Genomic DNA, 26260 nt, shown 5'->3' with positions numbered 1-26260 from the left:
GGTTGATGAGACGCCCTCCGGTCGGAAAACTCATCGGTCGAGGCGCGCCGGCAGCCCGAACACCGGAAACAGTGCCGGCTCGTGGAACGCGGTGATCTCCACGATCCTGTCCTTCGCCACACTCATCACGCTGATCGCGAACGGCGCGTACGAGGGCTCTTCCGGGCGTCGTACGTAGCTCGCGGCGGCAGGTTGGCCGTTGGCCCGGGTCGGCAGCATCCGGAACGCTCCCACGTATTCGGGCGAGCCGGGGTCCCAACTCGTCGCCAGCGCCGCGAGCACCGCCGGACGGCCGGCGAGCCACATCGGGTACGGCGGCATCGTCGTCCGTACGTCTTCGGCCAGCAGTTCGGCGACCTCGGCGACATCACCCCGCTCGGCCGCCGACATGTACCGGCGCAGCAGCCGGTGCTCCTCGTCGGTGGGGGGTGTGGACGGCGCCCAGTCCGCCCGGCCCGGCGGCAGGTGCCCACGCAGCGTCGTTCGGGCCCGTTGCAGCGCGCTGTTGACCGAGGCGACGGTGCCGTCCAGCGCCTGTGCCGTCTGCCGGGCCGGCCAGCCCAGCACGTCGTGCAGGATCACCACGGCACGCTGCCGGGGCGGCAGGTGTTGGATCGCGGCCAGGAACGCCAGCTCCAGTGTCTCCTTCGCGACGACGGCGGCCTCCGGCTGGTCCGCGTGCGGCGCGACCGGCTCCCACAGGCGGTCCGGAAACGGTTGGAGCCAGGAGACGTCGGTGACAGCCCGTTGCGGCTGTCCCGGGTCGAAGGGCGGACCGACATGGTGGGGGAGGACGCGCCGGGAGCGCGTGGCGAGGGCGTCGAGGCAGGCGTTGGTCGCGATCCGGTACAGCCAGGCGCGGACCGACGAACGTCCCTGGAAGCCGCCCCGCCCTTTCCACGCCCGCAGGAACGTCTCCTGGACCAGATCCTCCGCCTCGTCGAACGAGCCGAGCATCCGGTAGCAGTGCACCCGCAGTTCGCCCCGGTGCCGCTCGGCGAGTTCGGTGAAGCCCTCGTCGTCCCTCACCCGGCGACGGTACCCAACCGGCCGGCCCGGATTCGTCAGGCAGCGCCGGGGGGATCGGGTGGGGAGGGGAACGACGGAACCGCACCGTTGCATCGAGCAGGCCGGATGGCGGAACATTGGGGATGGTCGACGGCGTGGCGACCGGTCGGTTGTGCGGACGGAGGCCGTTGTGCATCCCGAGTTGGACCAGGCGCTGCTGCGCGATCTCGCCCAGCCGCTGGTGACCAGGTTCTCGCCCGGTGAGGACGACGAACTGTTCCCCCTGCTGTGCGCGGCGCACTTCGCCGACCCCACCGCCTTCACCGACCCCGACCGGCGAACCGGCCCGCTCGCGTTCGGTGTGCCGGAACTCGTGGTGCTGCTGACCCCGGTCGTGCTCGCCGCGATGACCGAGGCGGTGCGCTACGTGGTGGAGGCCGGCATGAGCAGGGGCGAACGGGTGACCACGGCCGCGATCCGCCGCCTGTTCCGTCGCCCGCCGGCCGTCGCCGGCACCCCGGCCGACGACGGGATCGCGGCGGCGGGCGACGACGGGCCGCCCACCGGCACGACACTGGCCCTGAGCGCCGCGGAGTGGTCGGCGATCCGGGAGATCGTCGAGCGGGTCGCGCTACGCGGCGGCGTCGATCCGGACCGGGCCGGGCTGATCGCCGACGCGGTGGTCGGCCAGGGGCAGCTCGAGGCCGGCCGACGTTAGGCCGCCAGGCGCCGACGGGTGACGACCGGCTCCGGTGGGGTGCGGCGCCGGCCGCCGCGACGGTGCGGTTCGGGCTGCTGATCGGTGCCGTGCTCGCCACCGGATTGCTGGTCCTCTTCACGGTCGAGCTGCATCTGCCGGGACGGGTGCAGACGTTCCAGGCCCGGCTGGACGAGTGCGACGCGGCCTTCGACGCCGGCGTGGCGCGGCTGGTCGCGCAGCGCGCCGACCAGGATCCCGAGCGGCGGCGGGCCGTACAGGCCGAACTGCGGCGCTGCCTGCGTCCCACGCTGACCGCGCAGCTCGCGTTCACCGGCTGCGCCCTGGCCGTCCTGGCCGGTGCCACCGGGGTCGGCTATGCGGCCCACCCGTGGTGGCTGATCCGGCGCCGCCGGCTGGCCCGGCTCTCGGCGGCGACCACCCCCAGACTCGTCGCGGACCTCGACCGGCTGCGCCGGCAGGCCGGGCTGACCCGGGCACCGCGGTGGTGGGTCGCACCCCACCGGCGCACCATGGGTGGACAGGCGTTCGGCCTGCCGGGGCGGCGGTGCGTACAACTCGACGCGGGACTGCTGCTGTTACGGGTGACCGACCCGGCGGCGTTCCGCGCGGTCGTGCTGCACGAGCTGGCGCACCTCCGCAACCGGGACGTGGACATGACGTACCTGACCATCGCGGTGTGGTGGGCGTTCCTCGGCGTGGTGGTCCTGCCCCGCGTGGTGCTGCTGATGCATCCGTACCTGCTGATCGACCCGACCGGATGGACCTGGCGGTCGGCGACCCCCGTCGCGGCCCCGGTCGGCGCGCTGCTCGTGCTGGGCTCGCTGCTGGCGCTGACCTGCCTGGTCTATCTCATCCGCAACAGCGTGCTGAGGGAACGCGAGACCCACGCGGACGCGGTGGCGGCGGCGGTCGACGGACCGGACAGCGCGCTGCCGGGCGTGCTGGCCCGCCTGCCGAAGCCCCGCTCCCCGCTGGGCCGGTGGGGCACCCACCCGGCGCCCCGCGACCGGCTACGGGCGGTACGCGATCCGTCGCTGCCGCTCGTGCCGAGGCACTGGGAACTCGTCTCGGCCGGGCTACCCGCCGGGGTCGTCACCGCGAACCTCGTCCTCCTGGCGGGTATCCGGATCGGGCTCGATCCCCGGCTCGGCGTCGCGCTGCTCGCGCTGCTGACCGGGCCGTGGTTGGCAGGGCTGCTCGCGCTGACCGTCTGGCGGTCGGCGGTCGCCGACGTCCTGGCCGGTCGGCCGGGTCGGCGGGTGCCGCTCTGGCTGTCCGGGGCACCTGTCCTGGTCGGGTCCTACCTCGCCGGCATGTTCCTGTCGGCGGAGACGCTCACCAGCGGGCTCAGCCTGCCCGGCGGTGGTCGGGCGGGGTCGTGGCTGGTGGCGGCGGTGCTGCTGGTCGTCGGGGTGGTGCTGCTCGGGGCCTGGGTCGACTCGACGGCGCGCGCCGTACTCGCCGCGCCGCGCGTGCCGCGCCGGGCACTGCCCGCAGTGGTCGCCACCGCCGCCGTGGTGGGTGGCGCGGCGCTGGCGGTCTGGCTGCCGGCCAGCATGGTCTCGTCCGGATTCGACCTCGCCGGGGGAGCGGTGCCCGCCCCGGGCGGGGAGATCGGCTGGTACGCGACGGTGGCGGCGTGGACCGCTCCGTCGCTCGGGCCGGCGGTCGAGTTCGTCTACAACCCGCTGACCCTGCCCGCGTCGACGGTGCTGTGGGCGGTGCCCGCGTTGCTCCTCGTCCGGGCCGGTGGGCTGCGCACCGTACGCCGGGCGGGCGTCGTCGGCCTGCTCGGCGGCGCGGCGGCGGCGGTGTCGGGCGCGGTTCTGCCGGTGGTGGGCCGGCTGGTCCTTCCCGCCGACGTACGCCGGGTCGAGGCCGATGCCGGCCCCTCGTACGCCGTCGTGCTCGACAACAGCGTCGTCGCCGTCGGTTCCGTGGCCGTCGCGGTGGTGATCGCCGTGGTGGTGCTGGGACGCGGTCCGCTCCGTCCGGCGTCGGCGCTGCTCGCCGGCACCGTCGCCATGACGGTGTCGCTGGCCGCCTTCTACCTGGTCGCCGGACCGGTGCAGTGCCTGACGAGCGTACGGGAGGCCCCGTCGCCGTGGTGTTTTCCGGTGCCGTCGTCGGCGGCGGTGTCCCAGACCGCGCACTGGATCCTGGTGCAGGGCGTCATCCTGGCGGTGCCGCTGGTGCTGGCCGCCGCCGTGCCGGCCCTGCGCCGTTACCGGCGGGCGGACAGCCCGCCGGTGCCGGCGCTCCGGGAGCCCCGGGGCACCGTCGCGGCGGTGGTCGTGCTGCTCGTGGTCGCCGCCTGGCTGACCTGGGCGGTCCTGCCGGCCGCGTACGACATGTGGCTCCGGCCGACCTTCGGCTGACCGAGCCGCTGCGTTGTCTGACGCGACACTCTAGTCTTGACTGATTCCAGAAAAGGGGTCAGACTTCCTGCCGTGGCCATGACCGAGGACTTCCAGCGGATGCTGCGCGGGGCCGCGTTGCGCGTGACCCGTCCCCGGCTGGCCGTGCTCAACGCGGTGTACGCGTACCCGCACGCCGACACCGATTCGATCATCAGTGCGGTGCGCGGGGAACTCCCCACGGTGTCCCACCAGACCGTCTACGACTCACTGCACGCGCTGACGGCCGCCGGCCTCGTACGGCGCATCCAGCCGGCCGGCTCCGTGGCCCGCTACGAGTCGCGGGTCGGCGACAACCACCACCACGTCGTCTGCCGGTCGTGCGGGGTCATCGCCGACGTCGACTGCGCCGTCGGTGCCGCGCCCTGCCTGACCGCCTCCGACGACGGCGGCTTCTCGATCGACGAGGCCGAGGTCGTCTACTGGGGCCTGTGCCCCGGCTGTTCCGCCACAGGCATCTCCTGATCCGCCTGCTCCGTCAGGTCATCCGCCTGATCCGTCAAGTCACCTGTCTGATCCGCCAAGCCCACGGAAGGAATTCGATGTCCGAGAACCACGACGCCGTCGTTCACGACGCGGACGCGGGGAGCGAGTCGCGCTGCCCGGTCGCGCACGGACGTGCCCCCACCCGACCCAGGGCGGCGGTAACCGCGGCTGGTGGCCGAACCAGCTCAACCTGAAGATCCTCGCCAAGAATCCGGCGGTGGCCAACCCGCTGGGTGAGAAGTTCGACTACGCCGAGGCGTTCAAGGCCCTCGACCTGCCCGCGGTCAAGCGGGACATCGCGGAGGTCCTGACGAACTCGCAGGACTGGTGGCCGGCCGACTACGGCCACTACGGCCCGTTCATGGTCCGCATGGCGTGGCACAGCGCCGGCACCTACCGCATCAGCGACGGTCGCGGCGGCGCCGGCGCCGGGCAGCAGCGCTTCGCGCCGCTGAACAGCTGGCCGGACAACGGCAACCTCGACAAGGCCCGCCGCCTGCTGTGGCCGGTCAAGAAGAAGTACGGCCAGAGCCTCTCGTGGGCCGACCTCATGATCCTCGCCGGTAACGTCGCGCTGGAGTCGATGGGCTTCGAGACCTTCGGCTTCGCCGGCGGCCGGGAGGACGTCTGGGAGCCCGACGAGGACGTCTACTGGGGGCCGGAGACCACCTGGCTCGGTGACGCCCGCTACACCGGCGACCGGGAACTCGAGAACCCGCTCGCCGCCGTCCAGATGGGCCTCATCTACGTCAACCCGGAGGGCCCGAACGGCAACCCGGACCCGATCGCCTCGGCCCGGGACATCCGCGAGACGTTCCGCCGCATGGCGATGAACGACGAGGAGACGGTCGCGCTGATCGCCGGCGGTCACACCTTCGGCAAGACCCACGGTGCGGGTCCGGCGGACCACGTCGGCCCCGAGCCCGAGGGTGCCCCGCTGGAGGAGCAGGGCCTGGGCTGGAAGAACTCGTTCGGCACCGGCAAGGGCGGGGACGCCATCACCAGCGGGCTCGAGGGGGCGTGGACCGACACCCCGACCTCGTGGGACAACAGCTTCTTCGAGATCCTGTTCGGATACGAGTGGGAGCTGTCGAAGAGCCCCGCCGGTGCCAACCAGTGGAAGCCGAAGGACGGCGCGGGCGCCGGCACCGTACCGGACGCGCACGACTCGTCGAAGAGCCACGCCCCGACGATGCTGACGACCGACCTCGCGCTGCGGTTCGACCCGGTCTACGAGCAGATCTCGCGGCGCTTCCTGGCGAACCCGGACGAGTTCGCCGACGCCTTCGCCCGGGCCTGGTTCAAGCTGACCCACCGCGACATGGGTCCGGTCGTCCGCTACCTCGGCTCCGAGGTACCGACCGAGACGCTGCTGTGGCAGGACCCCCTCCCGCCGGTGACGCACGAACTGGTGGACGCCGCCGACGTCGCCGACCTCAAGGCGCAGATCCTCGCCTCGGGGCTGTCGGTGTCCCAGCTGGTCTCCACCGCGTGGGCGTCGGCGTCGACGTTCCGCGGCGGCGACAAGCGCGGCGGTGCCAACGGGGCGCGGATCCGCCTCGAGCCGCAGAACGGCTGGGAGGTCAACAACCCCGACGAGCTGGCGCGGGTGCTGCACACCCTGGAGAAGGTCCAGGAGGCCTTCAACGCCGCCCAGACCGGTGGGAAGAAGGTCTCGCTCGCCGACCTGATCGTGCTCGGTGGCTCGGCGGCCGTCGAGGCGGCCGCCAAGGAGGCCGGTTACGTCGTCGAGGTCCCCTTCACGCCGGGCCGTACGGACGCGTCGCTGGAGCAGACCGACGTGGAGTCCTTCGCCGCGCTCGAGCCGACCGCGGACGGGTTCCGCAACTACGTCGGCAAGGGCCAGCGTCTGCCGGCGGAGTTCCTTCTGGTCGACAAGGCGAACCTGCTGACCCTGAGCGCCCCCGAGATGACGGTCCTCGTCGGCGGTCTGCGCGTCCTGGGTGCGAACCACCAGCAGTCGCCGCTGGGCGTTCTCACCACGACGCCCGGGTCGCTGACCAACGACTTCTTCGTCAACCTGCTCGATCTGGGTACGACGTGGCAGCCGACGTCCGAGGACGCGAACACGTTCGAGGGCCGGGACTCCGCCACCGGCGAGGTCAGGTGGACCGGCAGCCGGGTCGACCTCCTCTTCGGGTCGAACTCGGAACTGCGCGCGCTCGCGGAGGTGTACGCGAGCGACGACGCGCGGGCGAAGTTCGTGCAGGACTTCGTGGCGGCGTGGGTCAAGGTGATGGAGCTCGACCGGTTCGACATCGCGTGATCACGACGTCGGGGCCGGCCCTTGTGGGCCGGCCCCGACGGCTTTCCCGCCGGCCCGCCAGGTCGAGAACTCCCCTACTCACCGAGCCGGCGGTCGGCGTACTCGAACATCGCGTCGCGGAGGTACTCGACCAGCGTGTCGTCACCGCCGCCGATGTTCGCGCGGAACCGCTCGTCGTCGACGTACAACTGGGCCAGGCCGCGGTACGCCGCCCGGTTCGGGGTCCAGAACAGGCACGTCACCTCGTAGTGGAACCGCACCGTCTCCTGCACCCGCTCGTCGGTGACCGGCACGCCGGCCGCCTTCAGCGGAGCCAGGCTCCGGTGAACCCGGTCGTAACCGGTGCGGGCCTTCTCGGCGTCGTCCGCCGACCAGCCCTGCATCCGCTCGTCCGCGGCGTCGATCGCGGCGTCACCCCACCGCTCGCGGGCCTCCGCCTCGTAGGGGTTCGTCTCGAACCCCTCGAAGACCTTCCTCGGGCTCATCTCCCTTCCCTCCTGAACGTTCCCGATCGTGGATTCGACGGTCCGGATCAGCCGGTCCAGCCGGCCCCGTTCCCGCACCAGCCAGTCCCGGTGCCGTTCGAGCACGTCGACCGTGCTGTCCCGGCCCTGCCGGTCCAGCACCTCGGCGACGGCGTCGAGCCCCAGCCCGAGGTCACGCAGCAGGAGGATCCGCTGCAACCGCAGCAAGTGCTCCTGCTCGTAGAAGCGGCGACCGTTGTCGGCCGTCCAGGCCGGCGGCAACAGCCCGATCGCGTCGTAGTGCCGCAGGGTGCGCGACGTGACGCCGGCCTCCTTCGCCACCTCGGCGATCGACCAGGCCATGCCGGTTCCCTCCCGTGATCGCGGCCGGTCCGTCCGGCCGTGACCACCACGGTATGGGTTGCCGTAGCGTCAACTTCAACCCTGAATCGAACCGTCTTCGAGATGGCTGACCCCGTTGTATTCGACCGGCCGGCCCAACCCGGCCCGGAACCGGGTGATCGAGGCGTTGGCGACCGGGCCGGCGGCCACGACCGCGGCGAGGTCGTCGAAGGTCAACCCCTCGACGAGGTGACGCAGCATGAGAACCACACTGTCGTGGGCGACCAGCCACACCCGCCGGCCGGCGTACCGGGGCTCCAGGTCGGCGAGGACCGCCGCGAGGCGTGCCGCGATGTCGCCGAACGACTCGCCGCCCGGCGGCCGGTAGCGGAACTCGCCCAGGTCGCGCCGCCGGGCCGCCTCGGCCGGGAACCGCGCGGCGATCGCCGCGCCCGTCAGCAGCTCCAGTTCACCCATCACCCGGTCGCCGAGCCGGCCGTCCGTCGTCGCCGCCGGCAGCCGTACACCGAGGCCGTCGGCGGCGGCCCGGGCCAGGTCCCAGGTCTGCACGGCCCGTCGGTACGGCGAGCACACCACCGCCTCGGGCCGGTGTCCGGCGGGTTGCCCCGCCAGCCACCGGCCGAGTGCGGCGGCCTGCCCACGGCCGGTCGGCGACAGCGCGACGTCCGCGTCCCGACCGGTGATGCCGCTGTCCAGCGCCCCCGTGGCCGCGGCGGCCGCGAACGCCGCGTTCGCCTCGCTCTGCCCGTGCCGTACGACGGTCAGTTCCGCGAAACGCACGTCCGGCACCCCTTTCCACCCGGGTACGCCCACCCTGTCACGGCGGGCGGTGGGCGGTACAGCGCCCGGGTCAGCGGAAGCGGGGGTCGTTGCCCGCCCGGGTGTCCACCTTCAGGTTCAGCGCGGCGGCGATCTCGCCCCAGGAGACGTACGAGAAGTTCGTGGCGTCCCGGTCGGCGTCGACGTCCGGCCCGGTCTCCGGCTCGTCGTGGGTGACGAGCAGACCGTGCCGGTAGCCGCCGACGGGACGGTTCGTCACGGCGAGACCGTCGGACCCGTTGATGTCGTCGGCGCCCCGTACGCCCCGGACCCGGAAGCTGCCCTGCGGGCGGTTGCGGCCGTGCAGGTCGTACACGGCGAACGTGTCGTCGCCCTGGCTCGACACGATCAGGTAGCCGGTCGCGCCGGGGCCGTAGTAGATGTCGACGCCCTCCACGTCGGCGGTGAGCCGGGTGCCGCCGTAGCCCCCGGCGTCCGGGTCGACCGGTACGCACTCCTCGGTCGCCTCGTCGTAGACGTCGTGGATGCCGAAGTCGGTGACCCGGTCGACGAGTTCCGGCCGCCCGCCGGAGCCGAGCGGAAGCTGGAGCCGCCACAGGCCGACGTCCTCCTGGGCGGCGTAGAGCACACCCGACCGCTGGTCGACGGCGACCCCCTCGAACTGCGGCAGGATGCCCGGCTCCTCGCACGGGAACCAGGTCGAACCGTCCGGCAGCGGGAAGCTGGCCGGCAGCACCATCTTCCGGATGTCGGTGTAACCGAGCTTCCCGCCGACCTCGACGATGCGTACGGTCGCGAGCGCGGTCGTGCCCTCCTGGGTGACGACGGCGTACGTCTCGCCGCGCCGCGGCTGCCAGACGGCCAGGCCGTACGCGGTGTGCTCCTCGTCGACGGCCGCCCGGTCCGGGTTGAACAGGAACCGCTGGTCGGCGGCGGTGACCTCGACCAGCGGCGTCCGCGCGGCGGACCCGGCCGGGTCGATGGCGAAGAACCGGAGCTGGTCGTTGTATCGGTCCGAGACGACGGCGACGTCGAGCGTACGGCCGGCCAGTCGGACGTCGTAGGCGATGTCGACGTTGTTGTAGCGGCCCCGCGCCGGATCCGTGCGCGGCGCCTCGGTCGCGGGGAGCGCCTGGAGTTCCCGCGACCGGAGGTCGTAGACGCGCAGACCGCCCTCCTTGGCGGTCACGACGACGATCGAGCGGCGGGACTCCTCCGGGTGGACCCAGATGGCGGGGTCGTCGCCGGACGCGTTGCCGCCCTCCTCGTCGTCGTACAGGACCGGGGTCTCGTTGTCCGTCGTCACGACCGCCGGCCCGCGGTGGGCGGGCGGGGTGGCGGTCGCGGGGGTGGCGACGGCGGTGGCGAGCAGGGTCACGGCGATCGTGCCCAGCGAGAGCGTCGTCTTTCGGATACGGGTCACGTCGTGCAGCCTGGGCGGCGGACTTTGCCATCGGTCGGGCAATAGATGGACGTGAGTTTAAATCGAAGGCCTGCCGGGCGGTCTCAGCGGCCGGCGGGTTCGGCACCCACCGCCACCACCTCCGGCTCCGTGGTCGACAGTACGGTCAGCGCCTCGGTCACGAGGCTCTGGTAGCCGCCGCTTCTGGCGATGCTCAGGCCTGTGCGGGCGTGGCCGGCGGCCCCGGCCGGATCGCCCGTGGCCAGCGTGGCCCGGGCGAGCACGATGACCGCGGCCGCCGCGCCGTACGGGTACGAGACCTCGCGGGCGAGGTCGTAGGCCGCCCGCAGCATCTCGGCGGCCTCGGTCGGGGACCCGGAGCCCAGTACCGCGCTCCCGAGGGTGGCGAGCAGGGCCGCCTCGGTACGCCGGTCGTGCCCCTCGCGGGCCAGCGCCAACCCGCGCTCGGCGGTGGCCCGGGCCTCGGCGTGCTCGCCGAGTTGCGCGTACAACTGGCTGAGTTCGTCCAGGGTGCCCACCTCGGACTGGCGGACCCCGGTCTGTTCGAAGGTGTGCCGGGCATGGTTCAGGTGGTCGAGGGCGGCCGCGAACTCGCCCATCTGGCGCAGCACCATGCCCAGGTTGGACCGGTTCACCGCCTCGCCCTGCGCGTTGCCGGCGCGCTGGTTGAGGGCCAGCGCCGCTTCGAGATGCGTCACCGCCTCGTCCAGTCGTCCCAGCTCCCAGCACAGGGTGCCCAGGTCGTTGAGGGTCACCGTGCGTACGTACTCGAGATCCGCCCGCCGGCTTGCCGCCAGCGCCCGGCGGTAGTACTCCAGTGCCGGGCCGGACCGGCCCACCTGACTGTGCACCAGGCCGATGTTGTGCAGTAGGTACGCCGTGGCGGACAGCCAGCCGACCTGCTCGGCGAGTTGGAGGGCGAGTTCGTATTCGGCGAGTGCGCCGTCGCGCCGGCCGGTCGACCAGAGCGCCTGCCCGTACGTCAGCCGCATCGCGGCCACCGCCTGCGGGTCACCGGCGGCGCGCGCGGCGGCCAGCCCGGCCTGGGCCACCGACAGCCAGGCCGGTCCGGTGCCCCGGGTGAAGAAGTGGCCGCGGAGCTGGTCGGCGATCTGCCAGGCCCGCTCGCGTGGCCCGTGTTCGGCGGCGTGACCGACCGCCGCCACCAGACCGGGGGTTTCGTCGTCGAGCCAGGAGAGTGCGCTTTCGGTGCTGTCGAAGGTTGCCGTGCAGGGGGCGCCGTCGGGCAGCCGGACCATGTCCGGGTAGAGCATTCCGACCGCTTCGGCCACCTGGGACAGGTACCAGTCCAGCAGTCTCGACACGGCCGCCGACGAACCGGCGGGACCGTCCGCCAGCACCGACCGCCGTCCGGCGTAGAGCCGGATCAGGTCGTGGTAGCGGTACCGTCTCGACATCGTCGCCTCGATAAGGTTCCGGGTGGCCAGGTTGTCGAGGGCGGCCCGGACGTCGGTGGCCTCGGTGGCGAGTGCCGCCGCGGCCGCCGGTAGCGAGAAGTCGCGCCCGGGAAGGCCCGCGAGCTGCCGGAACGCCCGTGCCTCCCGGTGCGACAGGTCCTGGTAGCTCAGGTCGAGGCTGGCCTCCACGGCGACGTCACCAACCCGCAGTTCGTCCAGCCGGCGGTCCTCGTCGGTCAGCCGGTTCACCAGGTCGGCGACCGTCCAGCCCGGCTGGCCGGCGAGCCGGGCACCGGCCACCCGCAGGGCGATGGGCAGCCGGCCGCAGACGGCGACCAGGTCCCGGGCGGCGCCCGGTTCGCCGCCGATCCGGTCCGGCCCGACGATCGCCGACACCAGGTCGACGCCTTCGGCCGTGGTGAACAGGTCGAGGTCCAGCAGTTGTGCCCCGGCCAGGTCGGCGAGCCGTTGCCGGCTGGTCACCAGGACGCCGCAGCTGCCGGGCCCGGGCAGCAGCGGGCGGACCTGCGCGGCGTCCCGGGCGTTGTCGAGGATGACGAGGATCCGCCGCCCGGCCAGCATGCTGCGCAGTTGGGCGGCGCACTCCGCCTCCTGCTTCGGGATCCGCCGGTCGTCCATGCCGAGGGCACGCAGGAAGCGGGTCAGCGCGTCGATCGGCTCGACCGGATCGCGCCCCGATCCCTGGAGGTCGATGTAGAGCTGACCGTCCGGGAAGGAGCGCCACTGTCGCTGGGCGACCTGCATGACCAGTGCCGTCTTGCCGACGCCGGCGACCCCGGCGACGGCGCAGACGACCACCGCCATCTCGGCGTCCGCGTTTCCCAGTGCCCGGATCAACCGGCGTAGCTGGGCGTCCCGGCCGATGAAGTCGGCCGGCGGGGCAGGGGCCTGGAACGGTACGGGCAGGTATGTGGGCAGCCCGTCGGATCCGGTCCCGGCCGGCCGCTGGCGCAGGATCCGCTGCCGTACCCGCACCAGTTCCGGGCCCGGGTCGACGCCCAGCTCCCGGACCAGGCGGTGCCGGATCTCCTCGTACGTCTTCAGTGCCGCCGCCTGGTTGCCGGTCGCGGCGAGGGCGGTCATCAGACGGCTGAACAGCGGCTCGTGGAGCGGATGCCGGGCCGCGAGTGCGCGTAGCCGGGGCAGCGGCCGGGCTGGGGCGCCGACCGCGTCGGCGATTCCGGCGTACGTCAGCGTCGCGGCGATCCACTCCTCGGCCAGCGAGATCGTCAGCGGGTGGTGCCGCAGGTCGGTGAGATCCGCCAGCGGATCGCCGTACCAGAGGTCGAGCGCCTCCTCGATCTGGGACATCGCGGATTCGGGTGCGTCGGTGTGCTGCCGCGTCGAGTCGACCAGGCGGCGGAAGCGCAGCAGGTCGAGCTGGTCTTCGGTGACGTTGAGCTGGTAGCCGCGGGGGTGAGGGTCAACGCCCGCGACGGGCCCCGGGCAGGTCGGGCCGGTTCGAGCACCCGGCGGAGCCGGGAGACGTACGTCTGCACCAGGTTGACCGCCGTGGCGGGTACCCGTTCACCCCACAGGAGTTCGATCAGTTCGTCCCGGACGACGGTCCGGTTGGGGGTGAGGGCCAGTCGTCCCAGCAGGGTCCGGGCCCGGTCCGACTCGATGTGCAGGGCGGCGGTGCCGTCGAGTACGACGAGCGGTCCGAGGATGCTCAGCATCACCGGACCGGCGGCGTCCTTTTGCGACGTGGCGGCCGCGACGGGCTGGCCGGGACCCGATCTGCCGGGTGGGCGCCGGGCGGACGGGATGACTCCGTGGAATTTCTTCGTCTCGGCTTCGCTCAGGCCGAGTGCGTCGACGAGTGCCCGTACCGAGCGTGGCTGCGGCCGTCGGGTACGGCCCTGTTCCAGGTCACGGATGGCGGCGGCGCTGAGTCCGGTCAGTTGCGCGAGTTCTTCCTGGGTGAGGCGGCGCGCCTCGCGGTGAATTCGCAAGATCTGGGCAAATGTCGCTTTTGGACTACTGGCAATCACGCCGGAGGCGTCGTCTTTCACAAGTCCATCCCCGTGGTGGTCTTGATCATCCGGTCGGCAATGCTACTACGGGTTCACGTACCGACACTACGGGTTCACTACGGGCGAGGACGTTCAGAGATCCGACAGAACCGCCCCGCAGGCTGTTCCCACATCGCGACCGCGGTGAATGGGGAGAAGGGAACGCCTGATTGATGAAAGTCCTCACAACGAGTTGGGGTCGAACCGCCGGACCGGCACGGGTCGCGCTGGGCCTGTTCGCCGGCGTACTCCTGCTGGCGGCCGCCGGCGGTCCGGCCCTCGGCGCCCCGGCGAACCCGAGGGAGCAGTCGCCACGCACAGCGGTGCCGGGAGACGCACCGCCTGCGAACGGGGTCGTGGCGGCGGCACAACTGGGTGAGCCGACCACGCGGGACGAGATCCTCGCCCGCGCCCGCACCTGGGTCGACGTCGGCGTGCCGTACAGCCAGGCCGCTTACCACAACGGCTACCGGACGGACTGTTCCGGCTACGTCTCGATGGCCTGGAACCTGCCGACCAGCCTGAACACCGGGAACCTCGACCAGATCGCGGACCGGATCAGCTACCACGAGCTGCGGCCCGGCGACATGCTCATGTACCACTACGACGAACCCTGGGAGGGGCACGCCGCGATCTTCGTCGGCTGGACCGGCGCGGTGGGCGGGGACTTCCGCATCTACGAGCAGACCACGCCCAGCACGAAGAACCGGACCTGGTCGGCCGCCGGCTACAGCCGGAGCCTCTTCCAGCCGTACCGATATCGCCACGTCATCGAGGGCGAGGGACAGACCCAGTTCGCCGACATGAACGCCGACAGGGTGGCGGATCTGGTGCAGGTCCGGGGCAACGGGGACGTCGTCGTCTACTGGAACGTCGGTGGCGTCTACACCGGTGCCAACCGGCTGGTGGCAAAGCGGTTCCGCGACTACTCCCGGCTCCAGTTCGCGGACCTGAACGGCGACGGCGTCGCGGACATGGTGCAGGTCCGCGGGACCGGTGACGTGGTCGTCCACTGGAATGTCGGTGGGGTCTTCAACGGCTCGAACCGGCTCGTCGCCACCGGGTTCACCGATGCGAAGCGGACCAGGTTCGCGGACATGAACGCCGACGGGTTGGCCGACCTGGTGCAGATCCGCAAAGACGGCAACGTCGTCGTCTACTGGAACGTCGGTGGTTCGTTCGACGGCAGCAACGCCCTCGTGGCCAACGGCTTCACCGATCCGGGATCCGTCAAGTTCGCCGACTTGAACGCGGATGGTGTGGCGGATCTGGTGCAGGTGCGGGACACCGGTCAGGTCGTCGTGTACTGGAACGTCGGCGGCACCTTCAACGGCTCGAACCGTCTGGTCGCCACCGGTTTCACCGAGCCGGCGCGGACCAAGTTCGCGCACCTGGATGCCGATGGTGTGGCGGATCTGGTGCAGGTGCGGGACACCGGTCAGGTCGTCGTGTACTGGAACGTCGGCGGGATCTACGACGGCTCGAACCGGCTGGTCGCCAATGGGTTCACGCAGCCCTGACGTAATGGCTGCCACCCCTCGTTTCGACGAAAGGAAAGCTTTGTCCATCTTCCGTAAGGCGTGCCTCGTCGCGGGCGCGGTCCTTCTCGCCGCGACGGGCGCCCTCGTCGCCCAACCCGCCGTGGCCGCCGGCCCCCGCCCGGTCTTCCAACTTCCCGTCGGCTGTGGAGAGACCTGGGACCTGCGAACCTACGCCGGCCACGACTACTACGACATCGACTTCTGGCCCACCAGCGGACCTGCCTGGGGGCAGCCGATCCGGGCATCCTTCGCCGGTACGGTGGCTTTCGCCGGGATCGGCGGTACCCTCGGCGGCCGGACCCCGAGCAACCCCAACGGTCCGATCGGAACCGGCGCCGGCTACTACGTGAAGATCGACCACGGGGACGGCTGGGAAACGCTGTATCTCCACATGCTCGAGCCGCCGATGGTCTCCACTGGTCAGGTGGTCTACCAGGGACAGCAGTTGGGCAAGGTGGGCAGCACCGGTGATTCGTCAGGCCCGCACCTGCACTATGAACAGTTGCGTGACGGGGCGAAAATCGAGTCCTATTTCGACGAGGTCGCCTCGGGCATCACCCACGACAACTACGGCTATTCCGTGCAACGCAGGAGCCGCAACTGTGGCGGTTGGACCCAGTTTGCCGACATGAACGCCGACCGGCTGGCCGACCTCGTCCAGATCCGGACGAACGGCGACGTGGTCGTCTACTGGAACGTCGGCGGCACGTTCACCGGCAGCAACGCGCTGGTCGCGACCGGCTTCAAGAACGCCGCCCGGGTCCGGTTCGCAGACATGAACGCCGATGGCCGCGCCGACCTGGTGCAGCTGCGGGTAACCGGTCAGGTCGTCGTGTACTGGAACGTCGACGGCATCTTCACCGGCAGCAACACGGTGGTCGCCAGCGGCGCCTGGGATCCCGAACGGGTGCACTTCGCCGACATGAACAACGACCGCGTCGCCGACCTGCTGGACGTACGGGAGAGCGGTCAGGTGGTCGTGTACTGGAACGTCGGTGGCACGTTCACCGGCAGCAACGCGCAGGTCGCCACCGGGTTCACCGACCCGTTGCGGGTCAAGTTCGCGGACATGAACAACGACGGCCGCGCCGAACTGGTGCAGGTGCGCGACACCGGTCAGGTGGTCGTGTACTGGAACGTGGGCGGCACGTTCACCGGTAGCAACGCGCTGGTCGCCACCGGGTTCACCGATCCGATGCGGGTCAAGTTCGCCGACATGAACAGCAACGGTGTCGCCGACCTGGTGGACATGCGGCCCAACGGTGACGTCGTCGTGTACTGGAATGTCGACGGCACGTTCACCGGCAGCAATGCCCTCGTCGCCGAGGGATTCAAGGCCCCGTAACGAAAGAAGGACACGTTGACCTCGCCCGCCGTCCTGCGGAAGCGGCGGCGGGCGAGGTCTGCCGATTTCACGACAGGGGAATCTGATGCGCCAACGTCATATCTTCCGACTCGGGGTCGTGGCAACCGTCGTCGCCGGTGCCGTCGGCCTGCTGGCCGGACCGGCCGCCGCCGATCCGGCGCGGGAGTCCGGTGACCGTCGGGCCGCCGTCGAGTACGCCAACGCACCGTGCGACCCCGACGGCGTCACCGCCCTCGACGCGTCGCTGGCGACCCAACTCAACAGTGAGTTGAACGCCAAGATGCGGGGTTACATGTCCGCGTACCGGGTGTCCTGCGCCCGTATGGTGGTCAAGACGGTGCTCGACCGTGGCCTGGACCCGCGGGCCGCGGTCATCGCCATCACGACGACGATCGTCGAGGGAAGCATCGACAACGTCGCCGAGGAGGTCGACCACGACAGCCTCGGCCTGTTCCAGCAGCGGGAACCGTGGGGCTCCCGGGCCGAGCGGCTGAATCCGGCCTGGGCGACCAACGCCTTCCTGAACAAGATGCTCGCCCTGTACCCCAACTCCAGCTGGATGACCGCGCCCATCGGCACCGTCTGCCAGGACGTGCAGGTGTCCGCGTACGGGGGCCGGTACCAGCCTCAGGCTGCGGACGCACAGATCATCGTCGACAAGCTGCGCCCGTACGTCGGTGAGGGCCGGACCCAGTTCGCGGACATGAATGCCGACGGGGTGGCGGATCTGGTGCAGGTGCGGGAGACCGGTCAGGTCGTCGTCTACTGGAACGTCGGTGGGACGTTCAACGGCTCTAACCGGCTGGTGGCCACCGGGTTCACCGACCCGGCCCGGGTGCGGTTCGCGGACATGAACGGAGACGGGGTGTCGGACCTGCTCGACATCCGGCGTTCCGGTGACATCGTCGTCTACTGGAACGTCGGTGGAGTGTTCAACGGCAGCAACGCCCTGGTGGCCAGCGGCTTCTTCGATCCGGTGCGGGTGAAGTTCGCGGACATGAATGCCGACCGGATGGCGGATCTGGTGCAGGTGCGGGAGACCGGTCAGGTGGTCGTGTACTGGAATGTCGGTGGGACCTTCACCGGCAGCAACGCCCTGGTGGCGACCGGCTTCTTCGATCCCGCGGCAACGCGGTTCGTGGACATGAACAGCAACGGGGTGGCCGACCTGGTGCAGGTGCGCGACAACGGCAACGTGGTTGTGTACTGGAATGTCGGTGGGTCCTTCAACGGCAGCAATGCGCTCGTGGCGACCGGCTTCTTCGATCCGGTGCGGGTGAAGTTCGCGGACATGAATGCCGACCGGGTGGCGGATCTGGTGCAGGTGCGGGAGACCGGTCAGGTGGTCGTGTACTGGAATGTCGGTGGGACCTTCACCGGCAGCAACGCCCTGGTGGCGACCGGCTTCACCGCCCCGTAGCTCCGGCAATCCGGTCCGCCCGCGCCGCGCGAAGGGCCTTCCGACCGTCACGGAAGGCCCTTCGCCCGCGCCGGCCACCGGCAGACCTTCGCCCGCGGGTTCGACCGGCCGCCGACTCAGCCGACAGCGAACCGGCTGGACACGCCGCCGGTGATCGCGCAGCGTGTGGGGATGCGCCCCCTTCGCTTCGGACTTGTCTGGAACGGCACCGGATCACCGGTCGACGTCGCCCGCCGGGCCGAGGAAGCCGGCTACGCCAGCCTGCTGTTCCCGGACCACACCGGCATGGTCGCCCCGATCCCGGCGATGGCCGCCGCGGCGGCCGCCACCCACCGGATCCGGCTGGGGACCCAGGTCGTCAACATCGCCTTCCGCCCGCTCGGCGCGCTCGCCCAGGAGTTGGCCGCCGTCGACATCGTCAGCGGCGGACGCCTCGACATCGGCCTCGGCGCGGGCTACGCGGAATCCGAGGTACGCAGCCTCGGCCTGCCGTTCCCGTCGGCCGGTGCACGGATCCGGGAGGTGGCCCGGGCGCTCGACCTGCTGCCCCGGTTGTTCGCCGGCGAGACGGTGACCGAGGGCGGGTCCGCGTACGGCCGGCTCGACGGCTTCCGGCTCGAACCGGCGCCGCCGCAGGGAGCGGCCGTACCGCTGATGGTCGGCGGCAACGGCGACCGGCTTCTCGCGGTCGGCGCCGAACGGGCCGACATCGTGCAGTTCAGCGGCTTCAGCCCGACGCCTGACGGCCCCGACTTCGGCAACTTCTCCGACGACGGGGTGGCCGAACGCATCGCCTACCTGCGGGAGACCGCCGGCGACCGGTTCGACGACATCGAGCTGAGCGTGCTGGTCCAGTGGGCCGGAGTCGTGCCCGATCCCCGGGCCCGGGTCGCGGCGATGGAGCTGCCCGGGATCGGCGTCGACCAGGTGCTCACGAGCCCGTTCGCGCTGCTGGGCACCTCGGTCGACGAGATCTGCGCCCGCCTGGTCGACCTGCGGGACCGGCACGGTGTGTCGTACGTGACCGTCTTCGACCGCCAGTCGTACGGCTTCGACGAGGTCGTCGCGCGACTGGCCGGCGACGCGGCGGCGCGGCGGTGAGCGCCGCGGATGTCGCGCCGGTCCTCAGCAACTCGCCCGGCTCCCTGGCCTGGCACGTGTGGCACGAACGGCATCCGGCGCTGATCGACCAGGTCGCCGCCGCGCATCCGTACCCGCCGGGGCATCTCGCCGCGCTGCGGGCCCTGCTGGCCGAGACGCTCACCGGCCCGGTCCGGCCGCTGCCACCGGACGCCGCCGACCGGGCCACCTGGGACGGCTGGGGTGCCGACCACTTCGGACGGTCGTGGCTCGACGTCCCGTTCCTGTGGGCGGAAAGCTATTTCTACCGCCGGTTCCTGGACGCGGTGGGCTACTTCACCCCCGGACCGTGGTCGGGGCTGGACCCGTTCGCGTTCCTGAAGGCGGCCGAACTCGACAGCGCCGACCTCGGCCAGGATCTCGACGCCCTGGACGGGACGGCCGGGCTGACCGTCGAGGGGAAGACCCGGGTCCTGCTGCACGGCGCCCTGTGGGGAAACCAGGCCGACCTGGGGTTCCGGATCGGGGTCGCGGCCACCTCCGGCACGGTCGGGCCGTCGGCCCACCTGGTCGCCGACGACACCACCGCCGCGGTGTCCGCGCTGACCACGGGTACGGGCACGGTGTGCCTGGTCGCCGACAACGCCGGCCGGGAACTGCTGGCCGACCTGGTCCTGGTCGACCACCTGCTCGCCGCCGGCCTGGCGGAACGGGTCACGCTGCACCTCAAACCGCACCCGTACTACGTCTCCGACGCGACGACCACCGACCTGGTCGCCTGCCTGCGCCGGCTGGCCGCCGGACCGCCCGCCGCGGCGGGGATCGCGGCCCGGCTGCGCACGGCCGCCGCCGACGGCCGGCTCGACGTCGCCACCCACTGGTTCTACTGCGCGCCGTACCCGTACCACCGGATGCCGGACGACCTCGCCGACACGTACGCCGCCGCGTCCGTCGTCGTCCTCAAGGGCGACCTGAACTACCGGCGGCTGGTCGGCGACTGCCGCTGGCCGGAGTCGACGCCGTTCGCCGACACCGTCGACTACTTCCCGGCCCCGGTCGTGGCGCTGCGGACGCTGAAGTCGGACGTCGTCGTCGGGCTCGATCCGGCGGACGTGGCCGCGCTCGACGGCGACCCGGACGCCGCCCGGTGGCGCGTCGACGGCCGCTACGCCCTGATCCAGGTCCGACCGTAGGTGGCTGGGCCACCAGAGACCGGTGCCTCGGTGGCCCTGACCGCCTGATCCGCGGGGACCGTCCGGTCCGGGTGATCGTTCGGTGGTGGTCGCCCGGGCCGATCGTACGCCTGGAGGGACGCCGACGGTCGGGGCGATGGTCTACACAGGCCAATGCTTGGTCTCTTCGGTGGGTGCTCGTCGGATCGTGATAGTCCACAGTGGTTGGACATCGGCGTGCGATCGGACAGGAGTCACCCACTTTGATCAACAGGTATCCCGGCGACTGTGGCACGTGCCACCAACGGGTTGAGGCCGGTGCGGGACAGGCGGTCAACACGGCAGGCCGCTGGCTCGTCTATCACCAGGACTGCATTCCGGTCCGGACCGCGCCGAAGCCCGGCACCCACCCCGGATGGCACGACCTGCCGATCGTCGGGTTCGACATCGAGGGCACCTCGGCACAGCCGATGGAGAGCCGCATTCTCACGGCGGCACTTATCCCCGGCGAAGGGCCGCCGATGCGTTGGACGATCAACCCCGGTGTCCCGATCCCGCCGGACGCGACCGAGCGGCACGGCATCGACGACGACATGGTACGGCGGGAGGGTGAGGCGCCCGCCGTGGCGTTGGCGCAGATCGGTACCGCCATTGCCAAGTTGATCGCCGACTCGACGCCGCTGGTCGCGTTCTTCGCGTCGTACGACGTGACGGTCCTGCACAACGAACTCGCCAGGCATGGCCTGCCGCCCATCGAGTGGGAGCGTGCGATCGTCATCGACCCGCACATCCTGCATCGTGAGGTCGAGCCCCGGTGGTACGGGAAGCGGACGCTCGGCGACCTCTGCGACTACTACCAGGTGCGGTTGGCCGTTGCTCACGAGTCTGTCAGTGACGCCCGGGCGGCTGCCGACCTGGCACGGGGCATCGCGGCCCGGCACGAACGCATCGCCCGAATGTCTCCGGACGCCCTGCACCAGGCTCAGATCGGCTGGCACCGGGAGCAAGGGCTCGACCTGCAGGGCTACTTCGACCGGGTTGGCAAGCAGGAGACGGTGAACCTGGAGTGGCCACTGGAAACCGCCGTACGCGGGTGAGGTACGGGTCCGGCCGGCCGCGCCGGCCGGACCCGTGTGCTCAGCACCAGCTCAGGGACGAGTTGACCCGGGTGACGTTGCGGACGACGTTGTTGCTTCCGGTGCAGGGATTCTGGGTGATGTTGGTGTTGGTGACCGTCAGGTTCTGGATCGTGATGTTCGAGGACGGCGGGAACTCCGACCGGGCGGCGACGCGGATCTCACCACCGCCGGTGACGGTGCCGGACTGCGCGGCGATGTTCACGTTGTAGCAGTTCTCCAGCAGGATCGAGTTGTTGCCGGTGTTCGAGATGGTGACCCGGTCGATCACGGCCCCGCCGCTTTCCGAGACGCAGAAGATGCCGCGTCCGCCACCGCGGGCGATCACGTTGCCGACCCGGATGTTGGTCGGGTAGCTGCTGCCGATCCGGCCGTTGCGGTTCGCCATCCGGAACGCCGCGTATCCGGTGCCGGCACCGGCCCCGTCGGCGTCGACCGTGCCGATGGTCGCGTTGACGGTGTCGTTGAGGAGCAGGCCCGACTCACCCGTGTTGCGGGCGGTCACCGTGCCGACGGTGAGACCGTCGACGCCGTACGTCTCCACCGCGTGCGAACCGGTGCCCTGCGCGTAGACGTTGTCGATCCGGATGTTGCGGACCTTGACCGCCCGGTCGCCGCCGTGGTTGTCGATCCGTACGCCGAGCCCGCTGGAGACGCGTAGGTCGATCTGACCGAGGGTCAGGTTGTTGACGTTGCGGGCGAAGATTCCGTACCGGGGGACACCGGTCACGGTCAGGTTCTGCACCTCGACGTCGGTGGTGCCGCGGGAGTAGACCGGGGCCTGGTCGCCGGTGCCGGACCCGGTGACGTTGACGGTGCCGCAGACGGCCAGCACGGTGTAGCTCGGCAGCGACAGCCGGGAGTTGGCGCTGATCGAGCCGGAGCCGCGCACCACGACCCGCTGCTTGCCCGTACGCCCCGGGGTCAGGCTGTTCACCGCCGCCTGCATCGCGGCGAGCATGTCGGATCCGGTGTAGACGGTCGAGCCGCCGTTACGGGCGGTCCAGGTGCTGCCGCTCAGGGTCGCCTCGGCGTTGAAGGCCCCGTCGCCGCAGCCGCCGCCGCTGCCGGAGCCGACCCGGATCAGCTGCCACTGCTGGTTCCAGCCGCCGAGGTCCTGGTACTGCGAGATGATGCCGCCGTCGGCGGTGGACCACTCCCAGACGTCGAGCGCCTTGCTGGTGTGCCGGTTGACGAGGCGGACGTGCCCGCCGTCGGAGTCGGCGAGCCCGAAGTGCTGCCGGGTGGTGCCGTTGTCGGCGTTCTGGACCAGTTGGGTGCCGTCGTTGGCGTTCGGCAGTTCGAGGAACTTCCCGCTGTGCCGTGACCGGATCTTGTAGTAGCCGTTCCCGGCGTCGACGAACTGCCACTGCTGCTGGTTGCCGTCGTTGCGGCTCCACTGCACGATCGGCGCGCCGTCGGTGGTGGCGAAGTTGTAGACGTCGATCGCCTTGCCGCTGTGTCGGGACGTGATGACGTACCAGGCGCCGGTGTCGACGGTGGCGGCCGAGGCCGGGGGTGCCTCGACGGCCTGCCCGGCGACCAACGCACCGGTCGCCACCATGACGGTGGCCAGGCCGACGGCGAGGCCGCGGCGGGGTCTTCCGCGGGTGTGGGTTGCTGCTGGCATGGGACCTCCCTGGGGTGGGTGGGGGAAAGCCCGGCGCGCGGGACGGCGCGCCATGTCGGAAAGGGCTTTCCGCGCCCCGCAAGGTATCGAACTATATTGATCAGATCAACGGTTGCCTACGTGCCGGGACGTGCGGCCGTCGGTCGTACGGGCGGTGACGCGGGTGGTCGAACCGGTGGCCGCCGGCCGGTCAGCCCGCGTCGACGGCGGCGCTGATCGCGGCCCACAGGAGTTCGTCGGAGCCGCGCCAGCCGTGCCCGGCGCCGCAGACCCAGTGTGGACTGTCCTCCTCCTCGACGCAGCCGCCGAGCACCAGCAGACCCTGCTCGGCCGCCCGGAAGGCCTCCGGGTCCGGCAGGCCGATGAGGACCGGTCGGCCGGTCTGCCCGCAGCGCGGGCACGCCGGCGGCTCGATCCGGGAGGTGTCCACCATTCTCACTCCTGCCATAGCCGGTCGCGGGCGTCCATGAGGGCGAAGCCGAGCAGGTTCGGCCCCCGCCACCTCGCCGGGTCGGCGGCGCGCGGGTCGTCGGCGGCCAGGCCGATGCCCCAGACCCGGTCCAGCGGGCTCGCCTCCACCAGCACCCGATCACCGGTGCCGAGCAGGTAGGCCCGCAGGTCGGGATGCTGGCCGAACTTGGCGACACTGCCGGCCACCACGATCTGGTAGCGGTGCTCCGCCCAGCCGGCCTCGTCGAACCCGCGGACCTGCCGGCCCAGCGCCTTCGCCCGCTGCGGATGTCCCGCCGCGAGGATCCGTCCGGCGGCGTCCGCGTCGCCGAACAGCATCGCCTTCGACCACATCATGTAGTGCTCGGCGGTCGCGTACCGGGTGCCGTCGACGGTGAACGCCGCCGGCCACCACTGGCTCAGGCAGCCCGCCCCGACGCTGCCGTCCCGCTGCGGCTGGTGTCCCCAGAAGAACAGGTACTTGACCTTCGCCCCGGAGGCTCGGGCGGCGACGAGTTCGTCCACGGTACGGGTCGGCATGGCGGCCAGTCTGCCGTACGGGTCCGACGGTCCGCCGCCGATAATTCCGGCCCGGATGTCGCACCCACGCGGGATGCTGGGCGCCATGATCCCGCTGAGGTTCGTCAAAGGGGACGCGACCAGCCCGCAGGCCAAGGGGCCGAAGGTGATCGCCCACGTCTGCAACGACCTCGGCGGCTGGGGCAGGGGATTCGTGCTCGCCGTCTCCCGCCGGTGGCGGCAGCCCGAACGCGACTTCCGCGACTGGCACCGCGAGCGGGCCCACAACGACTTCGGGCTCGGCGCGACCAGGCTGGTCCAGGTCACACCGGACACCTGGGTCGCCAACATGGTCGGCCAGCGTGGCATCAGGACCGGCAGCAAGGGCCCGCCGATCCGCTACGAGGCGGTCGAACGCTGCCTGACCGCACTCGCCGACGAGGCGCTCACGTTGACCGCGTCGGTGCACATGCCCCGGATCGGCTGCGGCCTGTCCGGTGGCACCTGGTCGCGGATCGAGCCGATCGTCACCCGTACCCTCTGCGAACGCGACGTCCCGGTCACCGTCTACGACTTCGACTGACCGGTGAACGCCGGCCATCGATGGCGGCATGATCGTCTGCGGTTCAGACAGTGCCGGCACGGCGTGTCGGACGTCTGAACCGCAGACGATCATGAGCGGTTCGGGCTCAGGCGGTGGCCGGACCCAGGGCGGCGAGGAGGTTGTCGACGGCCGCGTCGGACGCCCGCCGTACGCTCTCGGTCGTTGCCGCCCCCAGGTGCGGGGTCGGCACCACCCGGGGATGGGCGAGCAGCGCCGACGGCTCCGGCGGCTCGCGGTCGAACGCGTCGACCGAATAGAGCGCGATCCGGCCCGACTCCAGTTCGGCCAGCAGCGTCGCCTCGTCAACGAGCGTCGAGCGCGCGGTGTTCAGCAGTACGACGTCGTCGCGCAGCAGCGCCAGTTCGGCGACCCCGAGCAGCGGCCCGTCCGGTGACGGCGGTACGTGCAACGACACCACCTCACTCGTACGCAGCAACTCGGGCAGCGGCAGCAGCGGCACGTCGCCGGCGTCGGTGACGTACGGGTCGTGTGCCACCACCCGCATTCCGAGTCCGCGGGCGAGGTCGGCGAGGCGGCGGCCGATGGCGCCGAACCCGACGACGCCGAGGGTACGTCCGCCCGCCTCCCGCCCCGGGCTGCGCCGCCACTCGCCGGCCTTCAGCGCGGCGGCCGCCTCGGGCAGCCCGCGCAGGCCCGTGAGCGCCAGGGCGAGGGCGAGTTCGGCAACCCCCTGCGCGTTGGCGCCCCGGGCGGTCAGCACCTGGATGCCGGCCGCGGCGGCGGCCGCCCCGTCGATGGCGTCGCTGCCGGCACCGTTGCGGCTGATCACGCGCAGCGCGTCGGCGTGCGCCAGCACCCGCGCGGGGACGGGCTCGACACCGGCGATCCAGCCGACGACCCCCGGTACGGCGGCGACGAGGTCGTCCGTGGTCGGCTGCCGCCCCGGGGTCGGGGTGACGACCTCGTAGCCGGCCGCCCGCAGCCGGTCGACCGCCGGCGATCCCGCGACCGACATCGACCGGGGCGTCACCAGGATCCTCGCTTCGCTCACGCGCCCACCTCGCTCCGCTCGGCGGTCGCGTGAGTTCGCTTGAGCCTGCTGGTTCGCTTCGCTCACTGCCGCACCGCCGTTCCGCGGGCGCCGAGTACGCCGAGCAGCCGCTCGACCTCCGCCGCCATCGCGTCGCGGGCCGGGGCGACGTACTTGCGGGCGTCCATCACCTTCGGGTCGGCGTCCAGCCTCTCCCGTACGGCGCGGGTGAAGACCTTGTTCAGGTGGGTCGCGATGTTGACCTTCGTCATACCGCGGATGACCACTGTGGACAGCATCGCGTCGTCGACGCCGGAGGAGCCGTGCAGCACCAGCGGGACCGGCACCGCCTCGGCGATCGCGGCGACCAGGTCCAGGTCGACGACCGCGTCCCGGGACGCCATCGCGTGCGAGGTGCCGACCGCCACGGCGAGCGAGTCGACGCCGGTGTCCGCGCAGAACCGGCGGGCGTCCTGCGGATCGGTGCGTACGCCGGGAGCGTGCACCCCGTCCTTGCCACCGACCTCGCCGAGTTCCGCCTCGACGGCGACCCCGTGCGCGTGGCAGTGCTCGACGACCCGGCGGGTGGTGGCCCGGTTCTCGTCGTCGGGGAGCTTGGAGCCGTCGAACATCACCGAGGTGAAACCGAGGTCGACCGCCTGGTACACCAGGTCGACGTCCTCGGCGTGGTCGAGGTGTACGACGACCGGGACCGTCGCGGCCTCGGCGAGGGCGAGCGTGGCCAGCGCGATCGGGCGCAGCCCGCCGTGGTAGCGGACCGCGTTCTCGCTGATCTGCATGATCAGTGGCGCGCCGGCGGCTTCGGCGCCGGCGACCAGCGCCTCGCCGTGTTCGAGCAGGGTGGTGTTGAACGCCCCGACGCCGTACCCCGCGCTGCGGGCGGCGGCGAGGATCGGTCGTGGATCGGCGAGGGGCATGGTGTCTCTC

At 71.5% G+C, this 26260-nt stretch carries 22 protein-coding genes and 1 pseudogene; 11 read left to right on the top strand and 12 right to left on the bottom strand.

Annotation, left to right across the window (positions count from 1 at the left end; translation table 11 throughout):
- Window positions 1-30: 30 nt before the first annotated feature.
- On the bottom strand, window positions 31-1029 hold the full coding sequence (locus Prubr_RS03395) for a sigma-70 family RNA polymerase sigma factor (RefSeq protein WP_246568266.1): 999 nt from the start codon (window positions 1027-1029) through the stop codon (window positions 31-33).
- A 169-nt stretch (window positions 1030-1198) separates the two neighbouring features.
- Here Prubr_RS03395 and Prubr_RS03390 point away from each other — a divergent pair, with 169 nt between their 5' ends.
- From Prubr_RS03390 to katG, 4 genes are all read left to right on the top strand, one after another.
- On the top strand, window positions 1199-1726 hold the full coding sequence (locus Prubr_RS03390; protein WP_212821554.1) for a hypothetical protein: 528 nt from the start codon (window positions 1199-1201) through the stop codon (window positions 1724-1726).
- Between the two features lie 62 nt (window positions 1727-1788).
- Window positions 1789-4107 (top strand): M48 family metalloprotease, encoded by a 2319-nt coding sequence (locus Prubr_RS03385; RefSeq protein ID WP_212821552.1) that lies wholly within the window; start codon window positions 1789-1791, stop codon window positions 4105-4107.
- 78 nt (window positions 4108-4185) lie between these two features.
- The gene (locus Prubr_RS03380) at window positions 4186-4611 is read left to right on the top strand and encodes a Fur family transcriptional regulator (RefSeq protein ID WP_212827404.1); all 426 of its coding nucleotides are present in this window, start codon (window positions 4186-4188) and stop codon (window positions 4609-4611) included.
- A gap of 133 nt (window positions 4612-4744) precedes the next feature.
- Complete coding sequence (katG, locus tag Prubr_RS03375; RefSeq protein ID WP_212827402.1) at window positions 4745-6919, top strand: catalase/peroxidase HPI; 2175 nt, start codon at window positions 4745-4747, stop codon at window positions 6917-6919.
- 74 nt (window positions 6920-6993) lie between these two features.
- On the opposite strand, the gene Prubr_RS03370 is transcribed toward katG, so the two are convergent.
- The 6 genes and pseudogenes from Prubr_RS03370 to Prubr_RS03350 all read right to left on the bottom strand — a co-directional run bounded on the left by Prubr_RS03370 (window position 6994) and on the right by Prubr_RS03350 (window position 13382).
- Window positions 6994-7746 (bottom strand): MerR family transcriptional regulator, encoded by a 753-nt coding sequence (locus Prubr_RS03370; RefSeq protein ID WP_212821549.1) that lies wholly within the window; start codon window positions 7744-7746, stop codon window positions 6994-6996.
- A gap of 75 nt (window positions 7747-7821) precedes the next feature.
- Window positions 7822-8526: a histidine phosphatase family protein gene (locus Prubr_RS03365; protein ID WP_212821547.1), complete on the bottom strand. Its 705-nt coding sequence runs from the start codon at window positions 8524-8526 to the stop codon at window positions 7822-7824.
- A 70-nt stretch (window positions 8527-8596) separates the two neighbouring features.
- Window positions 8597-9949: a phytase gene (locus Prubr_RS03360; protein ID WP_212821545.1), complete on the bottom strand. Its 1353-nt coding sequence runs from the start codon at window positions 9947-9949 to the stop codon at window positions 8597-8599.
- An 83-nt stretch (window positions 9950-10032) separates the two neighbouring features.
- The gene (locus Prubr_RS36630) at window positions 10033-10941 is read right to left on the bottom strand and encodes a tetratricopeptide repeat protein (protein WP_246568835.1); all 909 of its coding nucleotides are present in this window, start codon (window positions 10939-10941) and stop codon (window positions 10033-10035) included.
- Between the two features lie 810 nt (window positions 10942-11751).
- A pseudogene (locus Prubr_RS36625) lies at window positions 11752-12708 on the bottom strand (AfsR/SARP family transcriptional regulator); the annotation flags it as partial.
- On the bottom strand, window positions 12618-13382 hold the full coding sequence (locus tag Prubr_RS03350; protein ID WP_246568833.1) for a helix-turn-helix domain-containing protein: 765 nt from the start codon (window positions 13380-13382) through the stop codon (window positions 12618-12620). The pseudogene Prubr_RS36625 and the gene Prubr_RS03350, both read right to left, overlap by 91 nt.
- A 194-nt stretch (window positions 13383-13576) precedes the next feature.
- Here Prubr_RS03350 and Prubr_RS03345 point away from each other — a divergent pair, with 194 nt between their 5' ends.
- The 6 genes from Prubr_RS03345 (at window position 13577) to Prubr_RS03320 (ending at window position 21079) form a co-directional block, all read left to right on the top strand.
- Window positions 13577-14923: a C40 family peptidase gene (locus tag Prubr_RS03345; protein ID WP_212821539.1), complete on the top strand. Its 1347-nt coding sequence runs from the start codon at window positions 13577-13579 to the stop codon at window positions 14921-14923.
- Between the two features lie 40 nt (window positions 14924-14963).
- Window positions 14964-16289: a VCBS repeat domain-containing M23 family metallopeptidase gene (locus Prubr_RS03340; RefSeq protein ID WP_246568265.1), complete on the top strand. Its 1326-nt coding sequence runs from the start codon at window positions 14964-14966 to the stop codon at window positions 16287-16289.
- A 118-nt stretch (window positions 16290-16407) separates the two neighbouring features.
- On the top strand, window positions 16408-17730 hold the full coding sequence (locus tag Prubr_RS03335) for an FG-GAP repeat domain-containing protein (protein ID WP_212821535.1): 1323 nt from the start codon (window positions 16408-16410) through the stop codon (window positions 17728-17730).
- 171 nt (window positions 17731-17901) lie between these two features.
- Window positions 17902-18831, top strand: a complete 930-nt coding sequence (locus Prubr_RS03330) for a TIGR03621 family F420-dependent LLM class oxidoreductase (protein WP_212821533.1) — start codon at window positions 17902-17904, stop codon at window positions 18829-18831.
- A complete protein-coding gene (locus Prubr_RS03325; protein WP_212821531.1) occupies window positions 18828-20003 on the top strand; it encodes a damage-control phosphatase ARMT1 family protein in 1176 nt (391 codons plus the stop codon). Before Prubr_RS03330 ends, Prubr_RS03325 begins: the two co-directional genes overlap by 4 nt.
- A gap of 242 nt (window positions 20004-20245) precedes the next feature.
- Window positions 20246-21079: an exonuclease domain-containing protein gene (locus Prubr_RS03320; RefSeq protein ID WP_212821529.1), complete on the top strand. Its 834-nt coding sequence runs from the start codon at window positions 20246-20248 to the stop codon at window positions 21077-21079.
- Between the two features lie 40 nt (window positions 21080-21119).
- Here the strand turns inward: Prubr_RS03320 and Prubr_RS03315 are convergent, their stop codons facing one another.
- The 3 genes from Prubr_RS03315 to ybiA form a co-directional block, all read right to left on the bottom strand.
- The gene (locus Prubr_RS03315) at window positions 21120-22748 is read right to left on the bottom strand and encodes an RICIN domain-containing protein (RefSeq protein WP_212821527.1); all 1629 of its coding nucleotides are present in this window, start codon (window positions 22746-22748) and stop codon (window positions 21120-21122) included.
- Between the two features lie 190 nt (window positions 22749-22938).
- Entirely contained in the window at window positions 22939-23181 is a 243-nt protein-coding gene (locus tag Prubr_RS03310) for a hypothetical protein (protein WP_212821525.1), read from the bottom strand.
- Between the two features lie 2 nt (window positions 23182-23183).
- Window positions 23184-23738 (bottom strand): riboflavin biosynthesis intermediates N-glycosidase, encoded by a 555-nt coding sequence (ybiA, locus tag Prubr_RS03305; protein ID WP_212821523.1) that lies wholly within the window; start codon window positions 23736-23738, stop codon window positions 23184-23186.
- An 85-nt stretch (window positions 23739-23823) separates the two neighbouring features.
- On the opposite strand from ybiA, the gene Prubr_RS03300 reads away from it, so the two are divergent.
- Complete coding sequence (locus tag Prubr_RS03300; RefSeq protein WP_212821521.1) at window positions 23824-24300, top strand: macro domain-containing protein; 477 nt, start codon at window positions 23824-23826, stop codon at window positions 24298-24300.
- Window positions 24301-24406: 106 nt separating this feature from the next.
- Here Prubr_RS03300 and Prubr_RS03295 read toward each other — a convergent pair whose 3' ends face one another.
- Both Prubr_RS03295 and Prubr_RS03290 read right to left on the bottom strand, forming a co-directional pair.
- Complete coding sequence (locus tag Prubr_RS03295) at window positions 24407-25333, bottom strand: NAD(P)-dependent oxidoreductase (protein WP_212821519.1); 927 nt, start codon at window positions 25331-25333, stop codon at window positions 24407-24409.
- Window positions 25334-25395: 62 nt separating this feature from the next.
- Complete coding sequence (locus tag Prubr_RS03290) at window positions 25396-26250, bottom strand: class II fructose-bisphosphate aldolase (RefSeq protein ID WP_212821517.1); 855 nt, start codon at window positions 26248-26250, stop codon at window positions 25396-25398.
- Window positions 26251-26260 lie beyond the last annotated feature (10 nt).

It is taken from the genome of Polymorphospora rubra, from assembly GCF_018324255.1.
Lineage (GTDB): Bacteria > Actinomycetota > Actinomycetes > Mycobacteriales > Micromonosporaceae > Polymorphospora > Polymorphospora rubra.
The sequence above is the reverse complement of the archived record's forward strand: the minus strand, read 5'-3'. Positions and strand labels throughout refer to the sequence as shown.

Bases quoted from the DNA above. Each gene is read 5' to 3' on its own strand.
- Prubr_RS03380 (WP_212827404.1), top strand. From the start codon at position 4,186: ATGACCGAGGACTTCCAGCGGATGCTGCGCGGGGCCGCGTTGCGCGTG.
- Prubr_RS03370 (WP_212821549.1), bottom strand. From the start codon at position 7,746: ATGGCCTGGTCGATCGCCGAGGTGGCGAAGGAGGCCGGCGTCACGTCG.
- Prubr_RS36630 (WP_246568835.1), bottom strand. From the start codon at position 10,941: ATGCGGCTGACGTACGGGCAGGCGCTCTGGTCGACCGGCCGGCGCGAC.
- Prubr_RS03345 (WP_212821539.1), top strand. From the start codon at position 13,577: ATGAAAGTCCTCACAACGAGTTGGGGTCGAACCGCCGGACCGGCACGG.
- Prubr_RS03330 (WP_212821533.1), top strand. From the start codon at position 17,902: ATGCGCCCCCTTCGCTTCGGACTTGTCTGGAACGGCACCGGATCACCG.
- Prubr_RS03315 (WP_212821527.1), bottom strand. From the start codon at position 22,748: ATGCCAGCAGCAACCCACACCCGCGGAAGACCCCGCCGCGGCCTCGCC.
- Prubr_RS03310 (WP_212821525.1), bottom strand. From the start codon at position 23,181: ATGGTGGACACCTCCCGGATCGAGCCGCCGGCGTGCCCGCGCTGCGGG.
- ybiA (WP_212821523.1), bottom strand. From the start codon at position 23,738: ATGCCGACCCGTACCGTGGACGAACTCGTCGCCGCCCGAGCCTCCGGG.
- Prubr_RS03300 (WP_212821521.1), top strand. From the start codon at position 23,824: ATGATCCCGCTGAGGTTCGTCAAAGGGGACGCGACCAGCCCGCAGGCC.
- Prubr_RS03290 (WP_212821517.1), bottom strand. From the start codon at position 26,250: ATGCCCCTCGCCGATCCACGACCGATCCTCGCCGCCGCCCGCAGCGCG.